The organism is Yersinia enterocolitica, assembly GCA_002082245.2.
GTDB classification, from domain to species: Bacteria; Pseudomonadota; Gammaproteobacteria; order Enterobacterales; family Enterobacteriaceae; genus Yersinia; species Yersinia enterocolitica_E.
This window is the reverse complement of sequence record NBTC02000002.1, coordinates 656633-673173: the sequence shown is the minus strand read 5'-3', so window position 1 is coordinate 673173 and position 16541 is coordinate 656633. Positions and strand designations below refer to the sequence as shown.

Below are 16541 nucleotides of genomic sequence, written 5' to 3'. Positions count from 1 at the left end.
ACTCGGGTTGCAATAAAAAAACCCCGCTGGCGGGCGGGGTTTTTAATCAGAAGAGTTGGTGGTGGCTACTTCAGATACTGGCCTGAACGTAGCGCTTCAATACGTTTGTCCAGCGGCGGATGTGACATAAACAGCTCGCTGAAGGTTTTGGACTTACCATTAATGCAGAAAGCCATCATGTTGCCTGCTTCCTGTGGCTCATAGCTGGTTTTCAGCCGTTGCAGAGCCGCTATCATCTTCTCACGCCCTACCAGTTTCGCTGAGCCGGCATCAGCGTGGAATTCGCGATGGCGCGAGAACCACATGGTGATAATGCTGGCCAGAATACCAAAGACCAATTCCAAGACCATTGATACGGCAAAGTAGACCATCGGGTTACCAGCGCTACTGCTTTCATTATCACGGTCCCCTGATAGGAAACCGGCCGCGACTTGCGCAATCAGGCGTGAAATGAAAATTACAAAGGTATTCACAATCCCCTGAATCAAGGTCATGGTGACCATATCGCCGTTAGCAACGTGGCTAATTTCATGAGCAATAACGGCTTCTGCTTCATCACGGCTCATGTTCTGCAATAGACCTGTACTCACTGCCACTAAAGAGGCATCACGACGAGCCCCGGTCGCAAAGGCGTTAATATCCGGTGCCTGATAAATAGCAACTTGTGGCATAGCAATACCGGCTTGCTGAGATTGGCGACGTACCGTATCCAGCAACCAGCGCTCAGTTTCATTGCGCGGTTGTTCGATAACCTCACCACCCACTGAACGCAAAGCCATCCATTTGGACATCAGCAACGAAACAAATGCGCCGCCGAAACCGAACAGACCAGCCATGATCATCAGCCCTTGTACACTGCTGGACTGAATACCTGTCAGGCTTAGTACCAACCCGAACACCAACATGACTGCCAGGTTGGTGAGAAGGAACAGAGCGATACGCATCATAAAAATTTATTTCCTTATTGTTTTAAGTCGACACTGTGTTGAGTCACATGGGTCTTAAGTCAAAATTGGCATAATCCTGGATGATGACTTAGCCAAATTACTACTGAGATACGCTGATCGTATGGGCATCTGATAAATTTTCAAGGCTTGTTAAGTTCTAACAGAGTAAATCAACATAACTTTACAAATTTGGATACTTTTCATTACATATTTTGCTATTTTTTCGCCAATTGATAAATTCGGCGATGAAAAAAACGTAAAAAAAATCCGGGCTCTTTTTAAGGCCCGGATCCTTCATATTATCTGCTGACTTATTTTGCCGCAGGTGCTGCCGCTGGTGGTGATTCAACTTGCGGCTGCGCTTTTTCTTTATGAGCCAAATCCAAAGCAATATGAACAGTCTCATCCAGATAAGGGTCTGGCTCCTGATAGTCTTTTGGCAAATCCTCCAATGACTTCAGTGGCTTTTTACCTTCACGCTTGAAACGCTCATTCAAGCGATTCAGCCGCGTGGCATCATCATCATGGTTCTCTTTTTCACGCTGAGCGTAATTGAGAGAGACGATGTTGCGTTTTTCTTTCAACGCTTTATAACGCTCAATATCTTGCTGAATATGCTGGAATTCAGGATCAGCGGCAATCCGCGCTGTATGTGCTTTCAGTAACTCCGGCTCCAGTGGCTTCAGATCACCACTCTTGACGTAACTGGCCGCATTGATACTGTCCCAAGGCAAGGCATTGTCTTCGAAACTCTCACCCGTTTCCGCCGGATCAACACCGGTTGGCATCACGATATCCGGGGTTACCCCTTTACGCTGAGTACTGCCACCGTCTACCCGATAGAATTTCTGGATAGTGTATTGCAGTGAACCTAACGCAGGCCATTCCGGGCGCAACATTTGATCATAAATACGATTTAACGACCGATACTGTTGAACAGTACCTTTACCAAAGGTTGGTTCACCGACAATTAATGCACGACCATAGTCCTGCATGGCAGCAGCAAAGATTTCGGAAGCGGATGCACTGTAGCGGTCCACCAATACCACCAGCGGGCCTTTGTAGTACACCACGCCATCAGTATCACTGTCTTCACGCACTTTGCCGTTGTTATCCCGCACTTGAACCACCGGCCCACTCGGAATAAACAAACCGGACAGCGACACAGCCTCGGTCAGAGCACCACCACCATTACTGCGCAAGTCAATAATAATGCTACTGACATTCTCTTTCTCCAACTTCTGCAATTGCACCTTAACGTCTTCGGTCAGGCCAACATAGAAACCAGGGATATCCAGTACACCGACACGCTCTTTGCCGATAGTTTTCACCGACATTTTCACTGCGCGATCTTCAAGACGAATGCGTTCACGGGTCAAGGTTACAGTGCGCGGTTTAGTACCTTTACCGGCCGGTAAAATCTCCAGCCGCACTTTACTGCCCTTCGGCCCTTTAATGAGTGCCACGACATCATCGAGACGCCATCCAATCACATCCACCATCGGCTTACCGGTTTGACCCACACCGATCACCCGATCACCTACGGCGATAGTTTTACTTTTCGCCGCGGGGCCACCTGGAACCATAGAGTTGATTAAGGTGTAATCATCATCCATTTGCAAGACAGCGCCAATACCTTCCAGAGACAAGCTCATTTCAGTATTGAACTGTTCGGTATTACGTGGCGACAGATAGTTGGTATGCGGGTCAATTTCATGCGCAAACGCATTCATAATTAGCTGGAACACATCTTCGCTATTACTTTGCGTCAAACGCTTAATGGCCGCCTGATAGCGTTTTGTCAGCGTCTCTTTGATTTCTTTATCCGTTTTACCGGTTAATTTCAAATTAAGCTGATCGTACTTAACTTTTGCGTCCCAAAGCTTATTCAGCTCAGCTTCGCTGGTAGGCCAAGGTGCTTTACCACGGTCAATATCAATGGTGTCATTACCGGTAAAGACCATTGGCCGGTCCAGTACTGACAATGCATATTGATAGCGCTCAAAGCGGCGTTTTTGCGCCAAATTGAATAAAGCGAAAGGCGTGTCCAACTGGCCTGATTTTAACTCATCATCCAGCGACTGCTTTTTATCCGCAAACTGTGCCACATCTGATGCCAACAACACGTTATGGCTGTAATCCAGCATGTTGAGGAATCTATCAAATATTTTGGCGGAAAACTGATCGTCCAGTGTAAATTGACGATAGTGAGAGCGAGTGAAGCGCGATGTTACGCGCTCACTCACGGTTGCATGCTCGGGTTCCTGACGCAGTTGAGGTAGCTGATCGATGCGATAGGTGGTATCCGCTGCGTAACTCGCCCCCGCCAGTAACAAGCCTGCGATTGCTGTTAGTCTGACAAATTTGTTCATGCCTAGGTTGGCCTCCGTATCAGAACTGCAAGTGTTCTGCGCGCACAATCATCGCCAGACCGGAAGATAGCTGCACCCGTACGCCATCTTTAGCGATTTCTAATACGGTTGCATCCATCGCGCTCTTACCTGCTCTGACTTTGATTTCTTGACCAATTTGCAGTTTAGAGATATCTGTGACCGGCACAGGGCGTGGCTGGTTTTCCTCGGCCTGTGGCCGAGGTGGCCGAGCCTGTGGTGGGCGAGGTGACTGACGAGGCTTGCGGTTTTCCGAAGCCACACCCGCTTCACGACGCGGCGCAGGTTTTTTACCTGCCGGACGTGGGCGACGTGGCTCTGGGGTTTCACCCGCAGCAATGGCAGCTTCGCGCTTTTTAGCTTGTTGTTCAGCACGTTGTGCCTGAACACGGGCTTTCGCCTCTTCTAGCTGTTTGCGGGCATGTTCTACATGTTGCTCTTCCAGCACACCACAAGGGTTGCCGTCTAAATCAACACGTTCAGCACCGACTTTGACCCCATAAAGATAACGCCAGCTTGAGGTATAGAGACGCAGCGCAGAACGCAATTGCGTTTTGCTTAAATTCTCTTCCCCCTGAACACGTTCGACCAGATCTTGAAAAATACCGATCTTCAGTGGACGTGCTTCGCCTTCGGCGGTGAAGCAAAGCGGGAACCGCTCAGCCAAAAAGGCTATGACTTCTTTACTACTGTTCAACTTAGGTTGATTTTCCATGAAATTTCCTGATTACAACGGGTTTGCCAACCAGCGCAGGCATGAACAGGCGTCATTATAATGACGCCATCAGCAATTGCCACGTTATCCGTATATCAACTTGCAGTCTGTGTGACATATTTCTCACTGTCACACAGGTCAAGATGCTCGCAAAGCCCCGCCACAACTGAGATTAAACCCAATTCATCAGCGTCATCAAAGCGATCATAAACAATGCTGTCGATATCCAAAACGCCGATAATTTTACCCTTCACAGTGATTGGCAGCACAATTTCAGCATTACTTGCGGCGTCACAGGCAATATGTCCGGGGAATGCATGCACATCCGCCACTCGCTGAACGCGGTTTTCTGCCACGGCAGTTCCACATACGCCTTTGCCGATTGGAATACGGACACAGGCAATTTTCCCTTGAAAAGGACCCAGCACTAATTGTTTGCCGTCGATCAAGTAAAAACCGGCCCAATTCAACCCATCAAGACGCTCATAAAGTAAAGCGCTGGCATTAGCCAAAGTAGCAATGAAATTCGTTTCACCTGCAATCAGGGCACTTAAGTCACGTTTTAATTCCGCGTAGAATTCTGCTTTTTTCATGTAATGACCGTTAGAAACCTAAGAATAGCCAGAGGCGATAGTTATGCTTAGCTTATATAAAGTAATCATTAAATACCCTTGGCTACAAGGTTATTCCGCTATAACGAAGTAAAAGAGTTATCGCCATCGGGGGTTTGGCCCGTTTTGCCCCTTGTTTTGACCGATTGCTCTGCTACCATCCGCGCTATTCTTTATAAACCGGTGTCAGCATCAGGGTTTTATAATATGAAGGTACATGCCATTCAACGGCCACTCTCCACTGCAAGGGTTCAGCGTTGCTGCCAGTGCGATGCGCTATTTACCCTGCCGCCGCTCAATGGTACACAAACAGCCTATTGCCCACGATGCAGCGCAAAAATTGCCAGTGGGCGCGATTGGTCCCTTACCCGCCTAACCGCCATGGCGGTTGCCATGTTACTGCTGATGCCATTTGCTTTTACCGAGCCGCTGATTACCATTCGCCTGCTCGGCACGCGGATTGATGCCAGTCTGTTAGAGGGTATCTGGCAAATGAGTCGTCAGGGCGGCCCGATTACAGCCAGTATGGTGGCATTTTGTATTATTGGCGCTCCCGTTACACTCACCGCATCGATTCTGTATCTGCGTATCGGCAGCCGGATTGGCATGAACCTGCGCCCGGTGTTATTGATGCTGGAGCGGCTAAAAGAATGGGTCATGCTAGATATCTATCTTATCGGTATGGCGGTGGCCTGTATTAAGGTCAAAGAGTATGCGGACGTTATGCCCGGTGGCGGGTTGATAGCGTTTCTGGCTCTGACGTTACTCAGTATTCTGACGCTGGTGCATTTGAATCTGGAGCAGTTGTGGGAGCGATTTTATCCCCAGGAGCAGCCCCCCGGCCCCCGGGAAACATTGCGCATTTGCCTGTCATGCCATTATACCGGACACTGCGATGCACACGGCCGCTGCCCACGCTGCCATACCCCTTTGCGCCATCGCCGCCGCCATAGCATCCAAAAAACCTGGGCGGCGTTAATTGCCTCGATAGTCCTGCTGTTGCCTGCTAATCTTTTACCGATATCAATTGTTTATGCCAATGGCTCCCGCATGGAAGATACTATTTTCTCCGGCGTGGTCTCTTTGGCCTCATCGGGTAACCTGCCCATCGCCGCGGTGGTGTTTATCGCCAGTGTGTTGGTGCCGTTTACCAAGGTGATTGTGTTGCTAACATTGTTGCTCAGCATTCATCTAAAGACGCAACATAGCCTTAAAACGCGCATGCGATTACTGCGACTGATTACCTGGATTGGCCGTTGGTCGATGCTAGACCTCTTTGTTATTGCGTTAATGATGTCGCTGATTAATCGTGATCAGCTCCTTTCCTTCACTATGGGACCGGCAGCCTTCTATTTTGGGTCTGCGGTCATTTTGACTATCCTTGCTGTTGAATGGCTCGATAGCCGATTGATTTGGGATGCACATGCAACAGGAAACGCCGAGTACACCGACTGAGGCACAGATTAAACATAAACGCCGGATATCGCCTTTCTGGTTGCTGCCTTTTATTGCCCTGCTGATTGCCGGTTGGCTGATTTATAACAACTGGCAGGACCGCGGTACCGAAGTCACTATTGATTTCCAGTCTGCCGCCGGTATTGTGGCGGGCCGAACCCCGATTCGCTATCAGGGCGTTGAAGTCGGGATGGTGCAATCCATCAGTCTGGATGATGACCTGCGCAATATAAAAGTCACCGCCAGTATCAAAAATGATATGGAAGACTCATTGCGAGAAGGGACACAGTTCTGGCTAGTGACGCCCAAGGCCTCTTTGGCCGGGGTCTCTGGCTTGGATGCGCTAGTCGGTGGTAACTATATCGGGATGATGCCAGGCGAGGGCAAACCGCAGAGCCACTTTACCGCATTGGATACCCAGCCTAAGTTCCGCCTGAATACCGGCGAATTGATGGTTCACCTCCATGCCCCCGATTTGGCCTCACTCAATAACGGCTCTCTGGTTTACTACCGTAAAATCCCGGTGGGTAAAGTCTATGACTACAATATCGCGCCTGATAATAATGGCGTTGTCATTGATGTACTGATTGATCGGCGCTTCGCCAAATTGGTAAAAAACGATACCCGCTTCTGGAATGTGTCTGGTTTTAAAGGTGACTTCAGTCTCAGTGGCGCGTCGGTTCAAATGGAAAGTCTGGCTGCCTTGGTCAATGGTGCCATTGCCTTTGACTCACCCAAAAACAGCCCAGATGCGAAACCGGACCAACCCTTTCAGCTCTACCCCGATTTAGCACATAGCCAACGTGGTGTGGCAATTACGCTGGATTTACCCAGTGGGAGTAGTTTAAGCGAGGGGAGAACACCGCTGATTTATCAAGGGTTACAGGTAGGCACCCTGACCAAAATGACACTTCAACCGGACAGTAAGGTGACCGGTGAACTGACCATTGACCCTTCAGTGGTCGATTTGATGCGTGCAGGCAGCCGCATTGAAATGAACAGCCCCCGAATCAGTCTTAATGATGCCAAACTGAGTGAACTCTTGACTGGCAATACATTAGAGTTAATCCCGGGTGAAGGGGCACCACAAAAACACTTTACCGTGCTACCAAGCAGTAAAAGTCTGTTGCAGCAGCCCAATGTGCTCGAATTGCAATTAACTGCACCGCAAAGTTATGGCATTGATATCGGCCAGCCGATCTCGCTACATGGAATTAAAATTGGCCAAGTCTTGACCCGTGAGCTATCAGCCGACGGTGTTACCTTCACGGCAGCAATTGAAGCCAAATACCGTGATTTGGTGCATAAAGACAGCAAGTTTGTGGTTAACAGTCGGCTGGAGGTAAAACTCGGGATTGATGGCATTGATATTCAGGGTGCCAGTGCGCAGGAGTGGATTGATGGCGGTATTCTGATACTGCCGGGCAGTAAAGGTGCAGCCCTGAATAAGTATCCGCTGTATAGCAGTGTCGCCAAAGCTACCGATGGCATTTTAGGCAACGCCCCCGCCACAACACTAAGTTTAACTGCTGCCAGCTTGCCCGATGTGCAAACCGGTTCTGTGGTGTTATATCGCAAGTTTCAGGTAGGTGAAATTACCCATATCAGGCCAAAAGCCAATGAGTTTGAAGTAGATGTCTATATTCAGCCCGAATATCGCAATTTACTCACTGATAAGAGCATTTTCTGGGCCGAAGGTGGGGCGAAAGTCCAGTTGAACGGCAGTGGGCTAACTGTGCAGGCATCTCCATTGAATCGCGCTCTAAAAGGAGCTATCAGCTTTGATAATCTGGAAGGTGTGACACTGGATAAGGGGGCCAAACGCACCTTGTATGGTAATGAAACCGCCGCCCGTGCTGTCGGTAGTCAAATCATCTTGCGCACCTTTGATGCCAGCAAACTGGCAACCGGCATGCCGATTCGTTATTTGGGTATCAATATTGGCCAAGTCGAATCGCTGAAACTGGCACCAGAGCGCAACGAAGTGTTAGCCAAAGCCGTGCTTTATCCAGAATATGTGCAGAACTTTACCCGGGCCGGTACCCGCTTTTCTATTGTCTCGCCGGAGATATCAGCCGCAGGGGTCAATAATCTGGACACCTTGTTCCAACCTTATATTAATGTAGAGCCGGGTAAAGGTGGCACATTACGTACTTTTGAGTTGCAAACCGCCACTATTACCGACTCCCGTTATCTTGATGGGCTGAGCCTTATTCTGGATACCGCTGAGGCAGGATCATTGCAAGTTGGCACACCGGTCCTCTTCCGTGGGCTTGAAGTAGGTACTGTTACCGGGTTTAACCTTGGTGCGATGTCTGATCGCGTGCAAGTATCGATACGGATCAGCCAGAAATTCCAGCAGTTGGTGCGGCAAAATAGCGTGTTCTGGCTGGCATCAGGGTACAACCTTGAATTCGGTCTAACCGGTGGTGTGGTGAAAAGCGGCACCTTCCAGCAATTTATACGCGGCGGCATTGCTTTCGCGACCCCACCAACTACGCCACTGGCCCCTAAGGCCAGCATAAATCAGCACTTCTTGCTTAACCCAGAAGAGCCGAAAGATTGGCGCAATTGGGGTACAGCAATCCCCCGCTTTTAGGTGCTCATCAGGGTAGCTCACACTGGGCTGCCCTGATAATTCCCCAACATCATTTCCGCATAAAGATTAATCTTCGTGTGCGATCTGCTGCTCACTCGGTGTCACCACCACATCCAGCACACATTGACGCAACCAGCGGTGCGCCGGATCAGCATCCATGCGCGGATGCCACAACATCGAAACCGTAATAGTCGGTAAGGTTAAAGGAAGCGGAAAACTGTACATCCCTCGGCGCAGATTCTGGCTATGCCGTTCGGGAACCGTCGCCACCAAGTCCGTCCCTCTCACCAGCGCCAATGCGGTGGATATAGAATCAACCGAGGCGATAATATTCCGTTCAATCCCAAGTAATTGTAGTGCCTCATCAATCGGCCCTTTATGGCCCTGACGCCGTGAAACCACAATATGCCCCTGAGTTGCATAACGCACGGGGGTGATGTCCTCCCCACATAGCGGATGACCATCACGCACTACGCCCATAAAGCGATCGCGGAAAAGTGCCCGTGTTCGTAATTCAGGGCTGGCAGTCGGGCCCACCACCCCCGTTTCCAGATCCACCATGCCATCACGTAACAATGCGCTGTCTTTATTCAATTTTTGCATGAAATGCAGTTGCACATTGGGGGCTTGTTGATGAATCCGAGTCAGCAATGCGCCGCCAAAGTTTTCGACAAAGCCATCGCTGGTACGCAAAGTGAAGGTACGCATCAACTGTGCCAGGTCCAGTTTTGCCGCAGGCCGCAGCGCCGATGTGGCTTCTTGTACTAATTGGCTGACCTGTTCACGCAGTTCAAGTGCTCTTGGTGTCGGTACCAAGGCGCGCCCTGCCCTGACCAGCAAGGGATCACCGGTTGTTTTACGCAATCTTGCCAACGCCCGGCTCATCGCCGATGGGCTAAGCCCTAATCGCTGGGCAGCACGCGCTACGCTCCCCTCGGCCAGCAGAACATTGAGTGTGATTAATAAATTGAGATCAGGTTTTGTCATGTACTGACTCTAGCACAACCTCATGCTGACATGGCGTTTTATGCATGGATAAACTGCATTCCATGCGCCTTCCGCCTTATGATGTAATGCCCTAGTCTCTCCTGAACAGGTCATTCAGGAGTTAATCTATTAATGAAAATCAATACCGAAAACATCAATAGTGACATCATCGCCAACAGTGCGCTAAGCAGAATAGTTATCAGCCTCTCACTGCCGATGCTGCTTTCTTCATTAGCAACCAGTATCGCCAATGTGGGTTTACCCACGTTAACACTCACTTTCAGTGCCTCTTTTCAAGCGGCGCAGTGGGTCGTTTTAGCCTATTTACTGGCGATTACCACCTCGGCCATCAGCATTGGCCGTTTGGGGGATATCACTAACAAACGCCGATTGTTGAATGCGGGGATTGGTTTATTCACAGTGGCCTCTCTGGGTTGCGCGTTAGCCCCTGACATCGGAGTGTTAATTGCTGCCCGTGTGTTACAGGGATTAGGGGCCGCCACCATGATGACACTGACTCTGGCGCTGGTCGGTGAGGCGATTAGTAAAGAAAAAATCGGGCGGGCGATGGGCATGCTCGGCAGCATCTCGGCTATCGGCACGGCACTTGGGCCATCAGTGGGCGGCATGTTAATCAGCGGATTCGGTTGGCCAGCGATGTTCCTGATTAACATCCCTTTTGGGTTATTAGCCCTATTTTTGCTATCACGCTATTTACCCATCTCCGACTCATTCCCTAGCACTAACAACGAATTACAACAGGCCCATGGTGGTTTTGATCCTCTTGGGATGCTATTGCTGGGCCTGACTCTGGCACTGTATGCCCTTGCCATGACGCTGGGCCATGGCACCTTCGGCACACTTAATTTAGTGTTATTACTCGCTGCGGTAATCGGCATCGGATTATTCATCTGGGCGGAAAAGAACACCTCATACCCATTAATTCAAACCGCTATGTGGCGCCACTCACAACTGCGTAGTGCATTGATAGTCAGTGCATTGGTCACCACTATCATGATGGCAACATTAGTCGTTGGGCCATTCTATCTTTCACGGGCTTTTGCCATGAGTACACCATGGGTTGGATTGTCGATGTCCGCCGGCCCGATAGTCGCGGCACTCATCGGGGTTCCTGCGGGTTATCTGGTCGACAGATTCGGTGCTCAAATGATGGTGATTACAGGATTAACGGCGATCACTACCGGGGCAATTGCACTGTCGATGATCGGGCCAATTGCCGGCCTGCCCGGCTATATTTTGCCGGTCTGCCTGATTACAGCTGGCTATGCTATTTTCCAGGCTGCGAATAATACGCTGGTGATTAAATCTGTTGGCGCGCAACAACGAGGCATTGCATCCGGCCTGCTGAATCTTTCGCGCAATCTCGGGCTGATTACTGGCGCCGCTGTCATGGGGGCTATTTTCGCCTTTGCCTGCGCCCAGCAAAACATTCAATTAGCAACCGTAGATCATATCACCCAGGGAATGCAGTTTACTTACCGCATAGCCGCCCTATTGGGCGGTACTGCTTTAGCTATTTCTGCAATATATTCAAAAAATAAATCTAATCAATAGCCAGGATCTTTGATATGGATCTCAGCATATCCTTATTTGGCTGAATGGATTCATGCCAGTAAACCCCCGATATAAAAACATCAATTTATCTTGAATAAAATAGCTAACCCATTTTTAAATTTTTGCCAGTACAAATAGGAATAAATGATGTAAATGAGATGGATAAAGATTTTTTAATTAATTTTAAACACTTTCTAAATCTTGCTGCTATTAATTAAATATCTAAATTTTTAATGATTTGTTACATAAACATTAGTTTCGCTACGTTATTGGCGCAACTCTGTTCTCGCTTACCTGGCTGCAAATTAGATGATTAAGGAAGCAATAATGAAGAGAATCTTACTTATTTTAGGTGCGGTGATGGTACTACAGACAGCGCCAGTGCAAGGTGCAGGTACCGCCAGTGGAACACTAAACGCAACACTCAACATCATCGCCGGTTGTTACATCGATAATGGTCTCGGGAGTGGCAACTTAAGTAATCTGGGCACTGTAAATTTCGGCACAGTGAGCGACCTAACCGCACCTCTTAGCGTGACATTCAGTGGCACGACCAACGATTCACTTAAATTGCATTGCAGCAATAATACCGCTTATTCCATCGCAATAGATAATGGGCTGCATGACAACTCTGGGCAACGCCGACTGGCTGGCGGAACATCAGAATTCGTCAATTATAACCTTTACAGAGACAACGGTTTTCTTCAGCCATGGAATGCGACGCCAGTATCCGGCACGGTTGATGGAACGGGCACTGGGTTGGCCACCGCGATCCCACTGACTATTTATGCCCGCGTCCCTGTTCAAACGACACCCAGTGTCGGCACCTATCTCGATACTGTTACCGTCACTGTTACCTGGTAATGGCAGGCCGCTTGTTTGCTCTGGCCGCCACTTGCAGCTTGTTACTGCTGCCACTTTTTCCCGTTGGGGCTATAACGAAAAATGCCAATATCACCGTCCGTGCCACGCTATTGCCCACTTGTACTGCGGGCACCATTGTTAATGGCGCAACCAGTTTTGGTACCCTGAATTTCGGCACTGTGGTGGCGTTAACTACTCCGATTGCCGTCGCCGGTCAGGGAAATAACGGTGCCATTTCCGTCCAATGCAGTAAGGGGACCAGTTTTAATGTGCTACTCAATGGCGGGCAGAGTGGTAGCACTGCCAGCCGTTATTTGGCCGGCGGCCCGTCAGGCCAGCATGTTAATTACAACCTGTATACCGATGCGGCACATAGCAAAGTTTGGGATAACCTGACTGGCATTTCCCAGATTGCTAGCGGATCAGTGGTGATCATTCCGGTTTATGGTCTGGTTTTTGCCCAACCGACCCCGGCGGTAGGGACTTATACCGACACCGTTCAGGTCACGGTGAATTGGTAAATATTATGGAGGATGCTGACAATGAAATATGCTTTATCTCAGTATAACCTCACCCGCGCCCTACTTATTTTAGTACTCAGCATAGCCGTTACCCATGCTGCCACCTCACCGGTATCTAAAAGTTTCACTGTCAATGCAATAGTGCAAACCGGCTGTAGCCTTGGGGGCGGAGCCACCGATACCAGCAACTTTGGCACATTGGATTTCGGCACCGTCTCTTCATTGGCAAACGCCACTAACGCAATATCTGGACTCAACTCAGGCAGTATCGTCCTCCAGTGCAGTGGTAATCCCACGGTCACACTGGCGCTTAATTCCGGGGCCAATACCTCAGGTAACATTTCTGCCGGCAGGCGCTTACTCAACAGCACAACGGGCGAATATTTGCTGTATCAAATATATCAAAACCCTGCCCGAACACAGATCTGGGGGGATGGTGCCAATGGGGGATCGACACGTTTAGTGACCACCGATGGCACCCAGCAACAAGTCATTTTATATGCACAACTATTTGCCAGTAGTATGCAACCCAGCGCTGGCGTCTACACAGATACTTTATTAGTTACAGTTACTTATTGATTACTGGCACGATGCCGCAGGAGATTTCACTATGACGCCATTTAACCTACTATCTCGGGTAATATTGCTTTCGGCCACACTGACCAGTAGCCAACTGTATGCTGCGGCCTCCGTTCTGATCTGGCCCATTGACCCGATAATTTCAGACAATGATAAAGCCACTGCATTGTGGTTGGAAAATAAAGATAGTCAGCCTATCTATATGCAGATTCGGGTATTAGGTTGGCAGCAGGTCAACACCCAAGACGATTACACCCCGCAATCAAGAATCATCGCCAGCCCACCGGTTGCAACTATTCAACCCGGTAAGCGTCAACTGATTCGTTTAGTCAAAAACGCCCCCGTTCCCGCTGGGCAAGAACAAGCCTACCGCATATTAATTGATGAAATACCTTATAAGGACCCAAACGATAAAACCGCCCCCGCTGCCACTCAGTTAGGGCTGAAATTCCAAATGCGCTATTCCGTTCCCTTGTTTGTTTACGGCAGTGGTGTGCTGGCGGCATCTGATACCACGCCAGCCCCCGGTGTTATGCCGACGAAACTCAGTTATAGCGTGCATTCACAAGGCGAGAAACAATGGTTGAATATCACTAATCAGGGCGCTGTTCATGCACGGATTTCGCGGGTGACCCTGCAAGAGAAAGACATTAATAAAGGTTTACTCGGTTATGTGTTAGCCGGCGCAAAAATGAGTTTCCCGCTCAGCCCAACAGCCAGAACAGGAGAATTAAGCGCCATTATCAATAACAGCACCAAACCCATAGTCATCCCACACCAATAAGGTGTTCGCATACAGCAGATAAGGTGTGTTTAATAATAACCTAGGGTTGGGAATGACTATCAGATTCAAGCTGTCACCATTATTAATATTGATGTATGGCTCAGTGTTGTTGCCTCCACTCATCCCCTGGGAAGTTTGGGGGGATAATCTGCCGCCACCTATGGCAGCAATGCCCGACAGTACCTTATATCTTGAGTTAGTGGTCAATGACCGTAACTTTGGTGATGCTGTGCCAGTCATCTATCGCGGGGGACATTACTATCTTTCACCAGCACAGTTAAAAACCATCGGATTACCCTCTAGTGCTGAGGTTGCGGTTGATAAGATGGATAAGGTGGCCGTGAAATATGATGGAGAAAACCAACGGCTATTAATTGATGTTCCCAGCGAGTGGTTACCGAAACAGCAAATTAACTCTGCCGCAACCGATGATTTTAATCTTGCACAAAGTAGCCTGGGATTTTTATTAAATTATGATTTTTATGTCAGCCAGAACAGTGGTAACCCACAGTCAGGTAATGCCTCAGCCTGGAGCGAGCAACGTATTTTTGACCGTTTTGGTTTAATCAGTAATACCGGCGTTTATCGTACTAACTTTTCAGGTAATAACGGCGACACGGATAATAACGGCTATATTCGGTTTGATACCCAATGGCAGAGGAATGATGAAAAAAACCTGCTACGTTATACCGCAGGTGACCTGATCACTGGAGCCTTGCCCTGGAGTAGCGCGGTGCGCCTGGGTGGTGTTCAAATCGCGCGTAATTTTGCTATTCGCCCCGACCTTATTACCTATCCGATGCCGCAATTTGCCGGTCAAGCTGCGGTACCTAGCACTGTCGAACTGTATATTGATAACTTCAGAACACAATCAGCCAATATTAACCCCGGCCCTTTTGTTATCGATAATGCCCCTCGTATTAATGGTGCTGGCCAAGCGACTATTATTACAACCGATGCCCTCGGTAGACAAATCAGCACCTCAGTGCCATTTTATGTTGCCAGTTCACTGCTAAAACCCGGCATGTGGGATTTTAGCCTGTCAGCCGGTGCTTTACGCCGCAATTATGCCATCCGTTCTGCCGATTATGCTGATCCTGTCGCCAGTGGCGTGGTTCGTTATGGCACAACGTCTTGGTTGACACTAGAAGGCCGAGGGGATGCTGCCAAAGGCATGAATGTGGTAGGTGGCGGAGCCGGATTTCGACTGGGCCTATTTGGGGTACTGAATGGTGCCTACAGCATGAGTAGTACCTCTGCCGATGCATTTAGTGATGTCATCAGTCAACCAGCCACTGATATCAACAATTCAACCATTAATACCTCACAGGTTGCCATTAATACCCGTGGTGGTATCGGTAACCAGCGTTCATTAGGTTATACCTACAGTAATTCCTACTTTAATCTGAATGCTCAGCGCATTAGCCGCAGCGATAATTATGGCGATCTGGCTAATTACAAAAGCGACTTTCGTCTGAGCCGACGTACCGACCAGATAACCGGCAGTATCAGCCTTGGAAACTTAGGGACACTTGGATCTGGTTATTTCGATGTCAGGGATGCGCTCGGTGAGCGAACCCGGTTGGTCAATATCAGCTATAGCACCTCAATATTCCGTAATACCAGTATTTACCTCTCCCTCAATCGTGAGTTGGGGACCAAAGGTTACAACGCACAACTGATCTGGAGTATCCCGCTGGGTGAATGGGGATCAGCCAGCGCCAGCACCAGCCGTGATGTTGATAACCAGTGGTCCCAACGCGTGAATTATAGCCGGGCAGCTCCTTCTAATGGCGGACTGGGTTGGAATCTCGCTTATGCCAACGGCAACAGTGAAAATAGCAGTTACCAACAAGCAGATGTTATTTGGCGCACTCGGATAATGGAAAGTCGCGCCGGTGTTTATGGCAATAGTGATAACTATAATAGTTGGGGTGAATTAAGTGGCTCGCTGGTTATGATGAATGGCGGCGTTTATGCCAGTAATATGATTAACGATGCATTTGCCTTGGTATCAACCAATGGTTTTAGCAATATTCCGGTCAGTTACGAAAACCAACTGATTGGTACTACGAACAACAACGGATATATCTTGATTCCGACAGTTTCTTCATATTATCAGGCCAAATTCCAGATTGACCCCATGAATTTACCTGCCGATGTCATATTGCCAACAGTAGAGCGAAATTTAGCGATTAGCGAACGCAGTGGCTATTTAATTGATTTCCCCATAACACAGATTACCGCCGCAAATATCAGACTTACCGATAAATCCGGTCAAGACTTACCGAAAGGCAGCGCGATATATACCACGGGCGACACACCTAGCGGTTATGTCGGTTGGGATGGTATGGCTTATATTGAGCAAGCCACCCAGTTGAATAAACTCACCATAGTGCGGGCTGATAATGGCACCCGCTGCTACAGCCAATTCCAATTGAAAAATACTAAAGGGATACAAGATGCTGGTACAGCCATATGCCAATAATTGCCGTACCTGGCTATCGGCAACTT

Annotated in this window: 13 protein-coding genes; 8 read left to right on the top strand and 5 right to left on the bottom strand. The window is 48.9% G+C overall.

Going from position 1 to position 16541, the window contains the following annotated elements; all coding sequences use genetic code 11:
- Positions 1-65: 65 nt before the first annotated feature.
- The 4 genes from A6J66_004390 to A6J66_004375 form a co-directional block, all read right to left on the bottom strand.
- Positions 66-947 carry a protease HtpX gene (locus A6J66_004390; protein PNM23499.1) on the bottom strand — a complete coding sequence of 294 codons (882 nt, stop codon included), beginning with the start codon at positions 945-947 and terminating at the stop codon, positions 66-68.
- Positions 948-1258: 311 nt separating this feature from the next.
- A complete protein-coding gene (locus A6J66_004385; GenBank protein ID PNM23498.1) occupies positions 1259-3319 on the bottom strand; it encodes a carboxy terminal-processing peptidase in 2061 nt (686 codons plus the stop codon).
- A gap of 19 nt (positions 3320-3338) precedes the next feature.
- Positions 3339-4052: an RNA chaperone ProQ gene (locus A6J66_004380; protein ID PNM23497.1), complete on the bottom strand. Its 714-nt coding sequence runs from the start codon at positions 4050-4052 to the stop codon at positions 3339-3341.
- 95 nt (positions 4053-4147) lie between these two features.
- Positions 4148-4645, bottom strand: coding sequence for a GAF domain-containing protein (locus A6J66_004375; GenBank protein ID PNM23496.1), 498 nt, complete (start codon positions 4643-4645; stop codon positions 4148-4150).
- A gap of 225 nt (positions 4646-4870) precedes the next feature.
- Between A6J66_004375 and A6J66_004370 the strand changes: the two genes are divergently transcribed.
- Positions 4871-6118, top strand: coding sequence for a paraquat-inducible protein A (locus A6J66_004370; protein PNM23495.1), 1248 nt, complete (start codon positions 4871-4873; stop codon positions 6116-6118).
- Complete coding sequence (locus A6J66_004365; GenBank protein PNM23494.1) at positions 6087-8717, top strand: MCE family protein; 2631 nt, start codon at positions 6087-6089, stop codon at positions 8715-8717. The genes A6J66_004370 and A6J66_004365 overlap by 32 nt, the downstream gene beginning before the upstream one ends.
- Before the next feature lie 66 nt (positions 8718-8783).
- On the opposite strand, the gene A6J66_004360 is transcribed toward A6J66_004365, so the two are convergent.
- Positions 8784-9704: a LysR family transcriptional regulator gene (locus A6J66_004360; protein ID PNM23493.1), complete on the bottom strand. Its 921-nt coding sequence runs from the start codon at positions 9702-9704 to the stop codon at positions 8784-8786.
- 132 nt (positions 9705-9836) lie between these two features.
- Between A6J66_004360 and A6J66_004355 the strand changes: the two genes are divergently transcribed.
- From A6J66_004355 to A6J66_004330, 6 genes are all read left to right on the top strand, one after another.
- The gene (locus tag A6J66_004355) at positions 9837-11279 is read left to right on the top strand and encodes an MFS transporter (GenBank protein PNM23492.1); all 1443 of its coding nucleotides are present in this window, start codon (positions 9837-9839) and stop codon (positions 11277-11279) included.
- Positions 11280-11606: 327 nt separating this feature from the next.
- Positions 11607-12143, top strand: coding sequence for a spore coat protein U (locus A6J66_004350; GenBank protein PNM23491.1), 537 nt, complete (start codon positions 11607-11609; stop codon positions 12141-12143).
- Positions 12143-12664 (top strand): SCPU domain-containing protein, encoded by a 522-nt coding sequence (locus A6J66_004345; protein PNM23490.1) that lies wholly within the window; start codon positions 12143-12145, stop codon positions 12662-12664. The genes A6J66_004350 and A6J66_004345 overlap by 1 nt, the downstream gene beginning before the upstream one ends.
- A gap of 21 nt (positions 12665-12685) precedes the next feature.
- Positions 12686-13243, top strand: coding sequence for a spore coat protein U (locus A6J66_004340; GenBank protein ID PNM23489.1), 558 nt, complete (start codon positions 12686-12688; stop codon positions 13241-13243).
- A 31-nt stretch (positions 13244-13274) separates the two neighbouring features.
- Complete coding sequence (locus tag A6J66_004335; GenBank protein ID PNM23488.1) at positions 13275-14027, top strand: molecular chaperone; 753 nt, start codon at positions 13275-13277, stop codon at positions 14025-14027.
- 52 nt (positions 14028-14079) lie between these two features.
- Positions 14080-16515, top strand: coding sequence for a fimbrial biogenesis outer membrane usher protein (locus A6J66_004330; protein ID PNM23487.1), 2436 nt, complete (start codon positions 14080-14082; stop codon positions 16513-16515).
- The last annotated feature ends 26 nt before the right edge of the window (positions 16516-16541 follow it).

Coding starts and splice junctions, on each gene's coding strand:
- A6J66_004335 (PNM23488.1), top strand. CDS start 13,275: ATGACGCCATTTAACCTACTATCTCGGGTAATATTGCTTTCGGCCACA.
- A6J66_004350 (PNM23491.1), top strand. CDS start 11,607: ATGAAGAGAATCTTACTTATTTTAGGTGCGGTGATGGTACTACAGACA.
- A6J66_004365 (PNM23494.1), top strand. CDS start 6,087: ATGCAACAGGAAACGCCGAGTACACCGACTGAGGCACAGATTAAACAT.
- A6J66_004360 (PNM23493.1), bottom strand. CDS start 9,704: ATGACAAAACCTGATCTCAATTTATTAATCACACTCAATGTTCTGCTG.
- A6J66_004355 (PNM23492.1), top strand. CDS start 9,837: ATGAAAATCAATACCGAAAACATCAATAGTGACATCATCGCCAACAGT.
- A6J66_004340 (PNM23489.1), top strand. CDS start 12,686: ATGAAATATGCTTTATCTCAGTATAACCTCACCCGCGCCCTACTTATT.
- A6J66_004330 (PNM23487.1), top strand. CDS start 14,080: ATGACTATCAGATTCAAGCTGTCACCATTATTAATATTGATGTATGGC.
- A6J66_004390 (PNM23499.1), bottom strand. CDS start 947: ATGATGCGTATCGCTCTGTTCCTTCTCACCAACCTGGCAGTCATGTTG.
- A6J66_004380 (PNM23497.1), bottom strand. CDS start 4,052: ATGGAAAATCAACCTAAGTTGAACAGTAGTAAAGAAGTCATAGCCTTT.
- A6J66_004370 (PNM23495.1), top strand. CDS start 4,871: ATGAAGGTACATGCCATTCAACGGCCACTCTCCACTGCAAGGGTTCAG.
- A6J66_004385 (PNM23498.1), bottom strand. CDS start 3,319: ATGAACAAATTTGTCAGACTAACAGCAATCGCAGGCTTGTTACTGGCG.
- A6J66_004375 (PNM23496.1), bottom strand. CDS start 4,645: ATGAAAAAAGCAGAATTCTACGCGGAATTAAAACGTGACTTAAGTGCC.
- A6J66_004345 (PNM23490.1), top strand. CDS start 12,143: ATGGCAGGCCGCTTGTTTGCTCTGGCCGCCACTTGCAGCTTGTTACTG.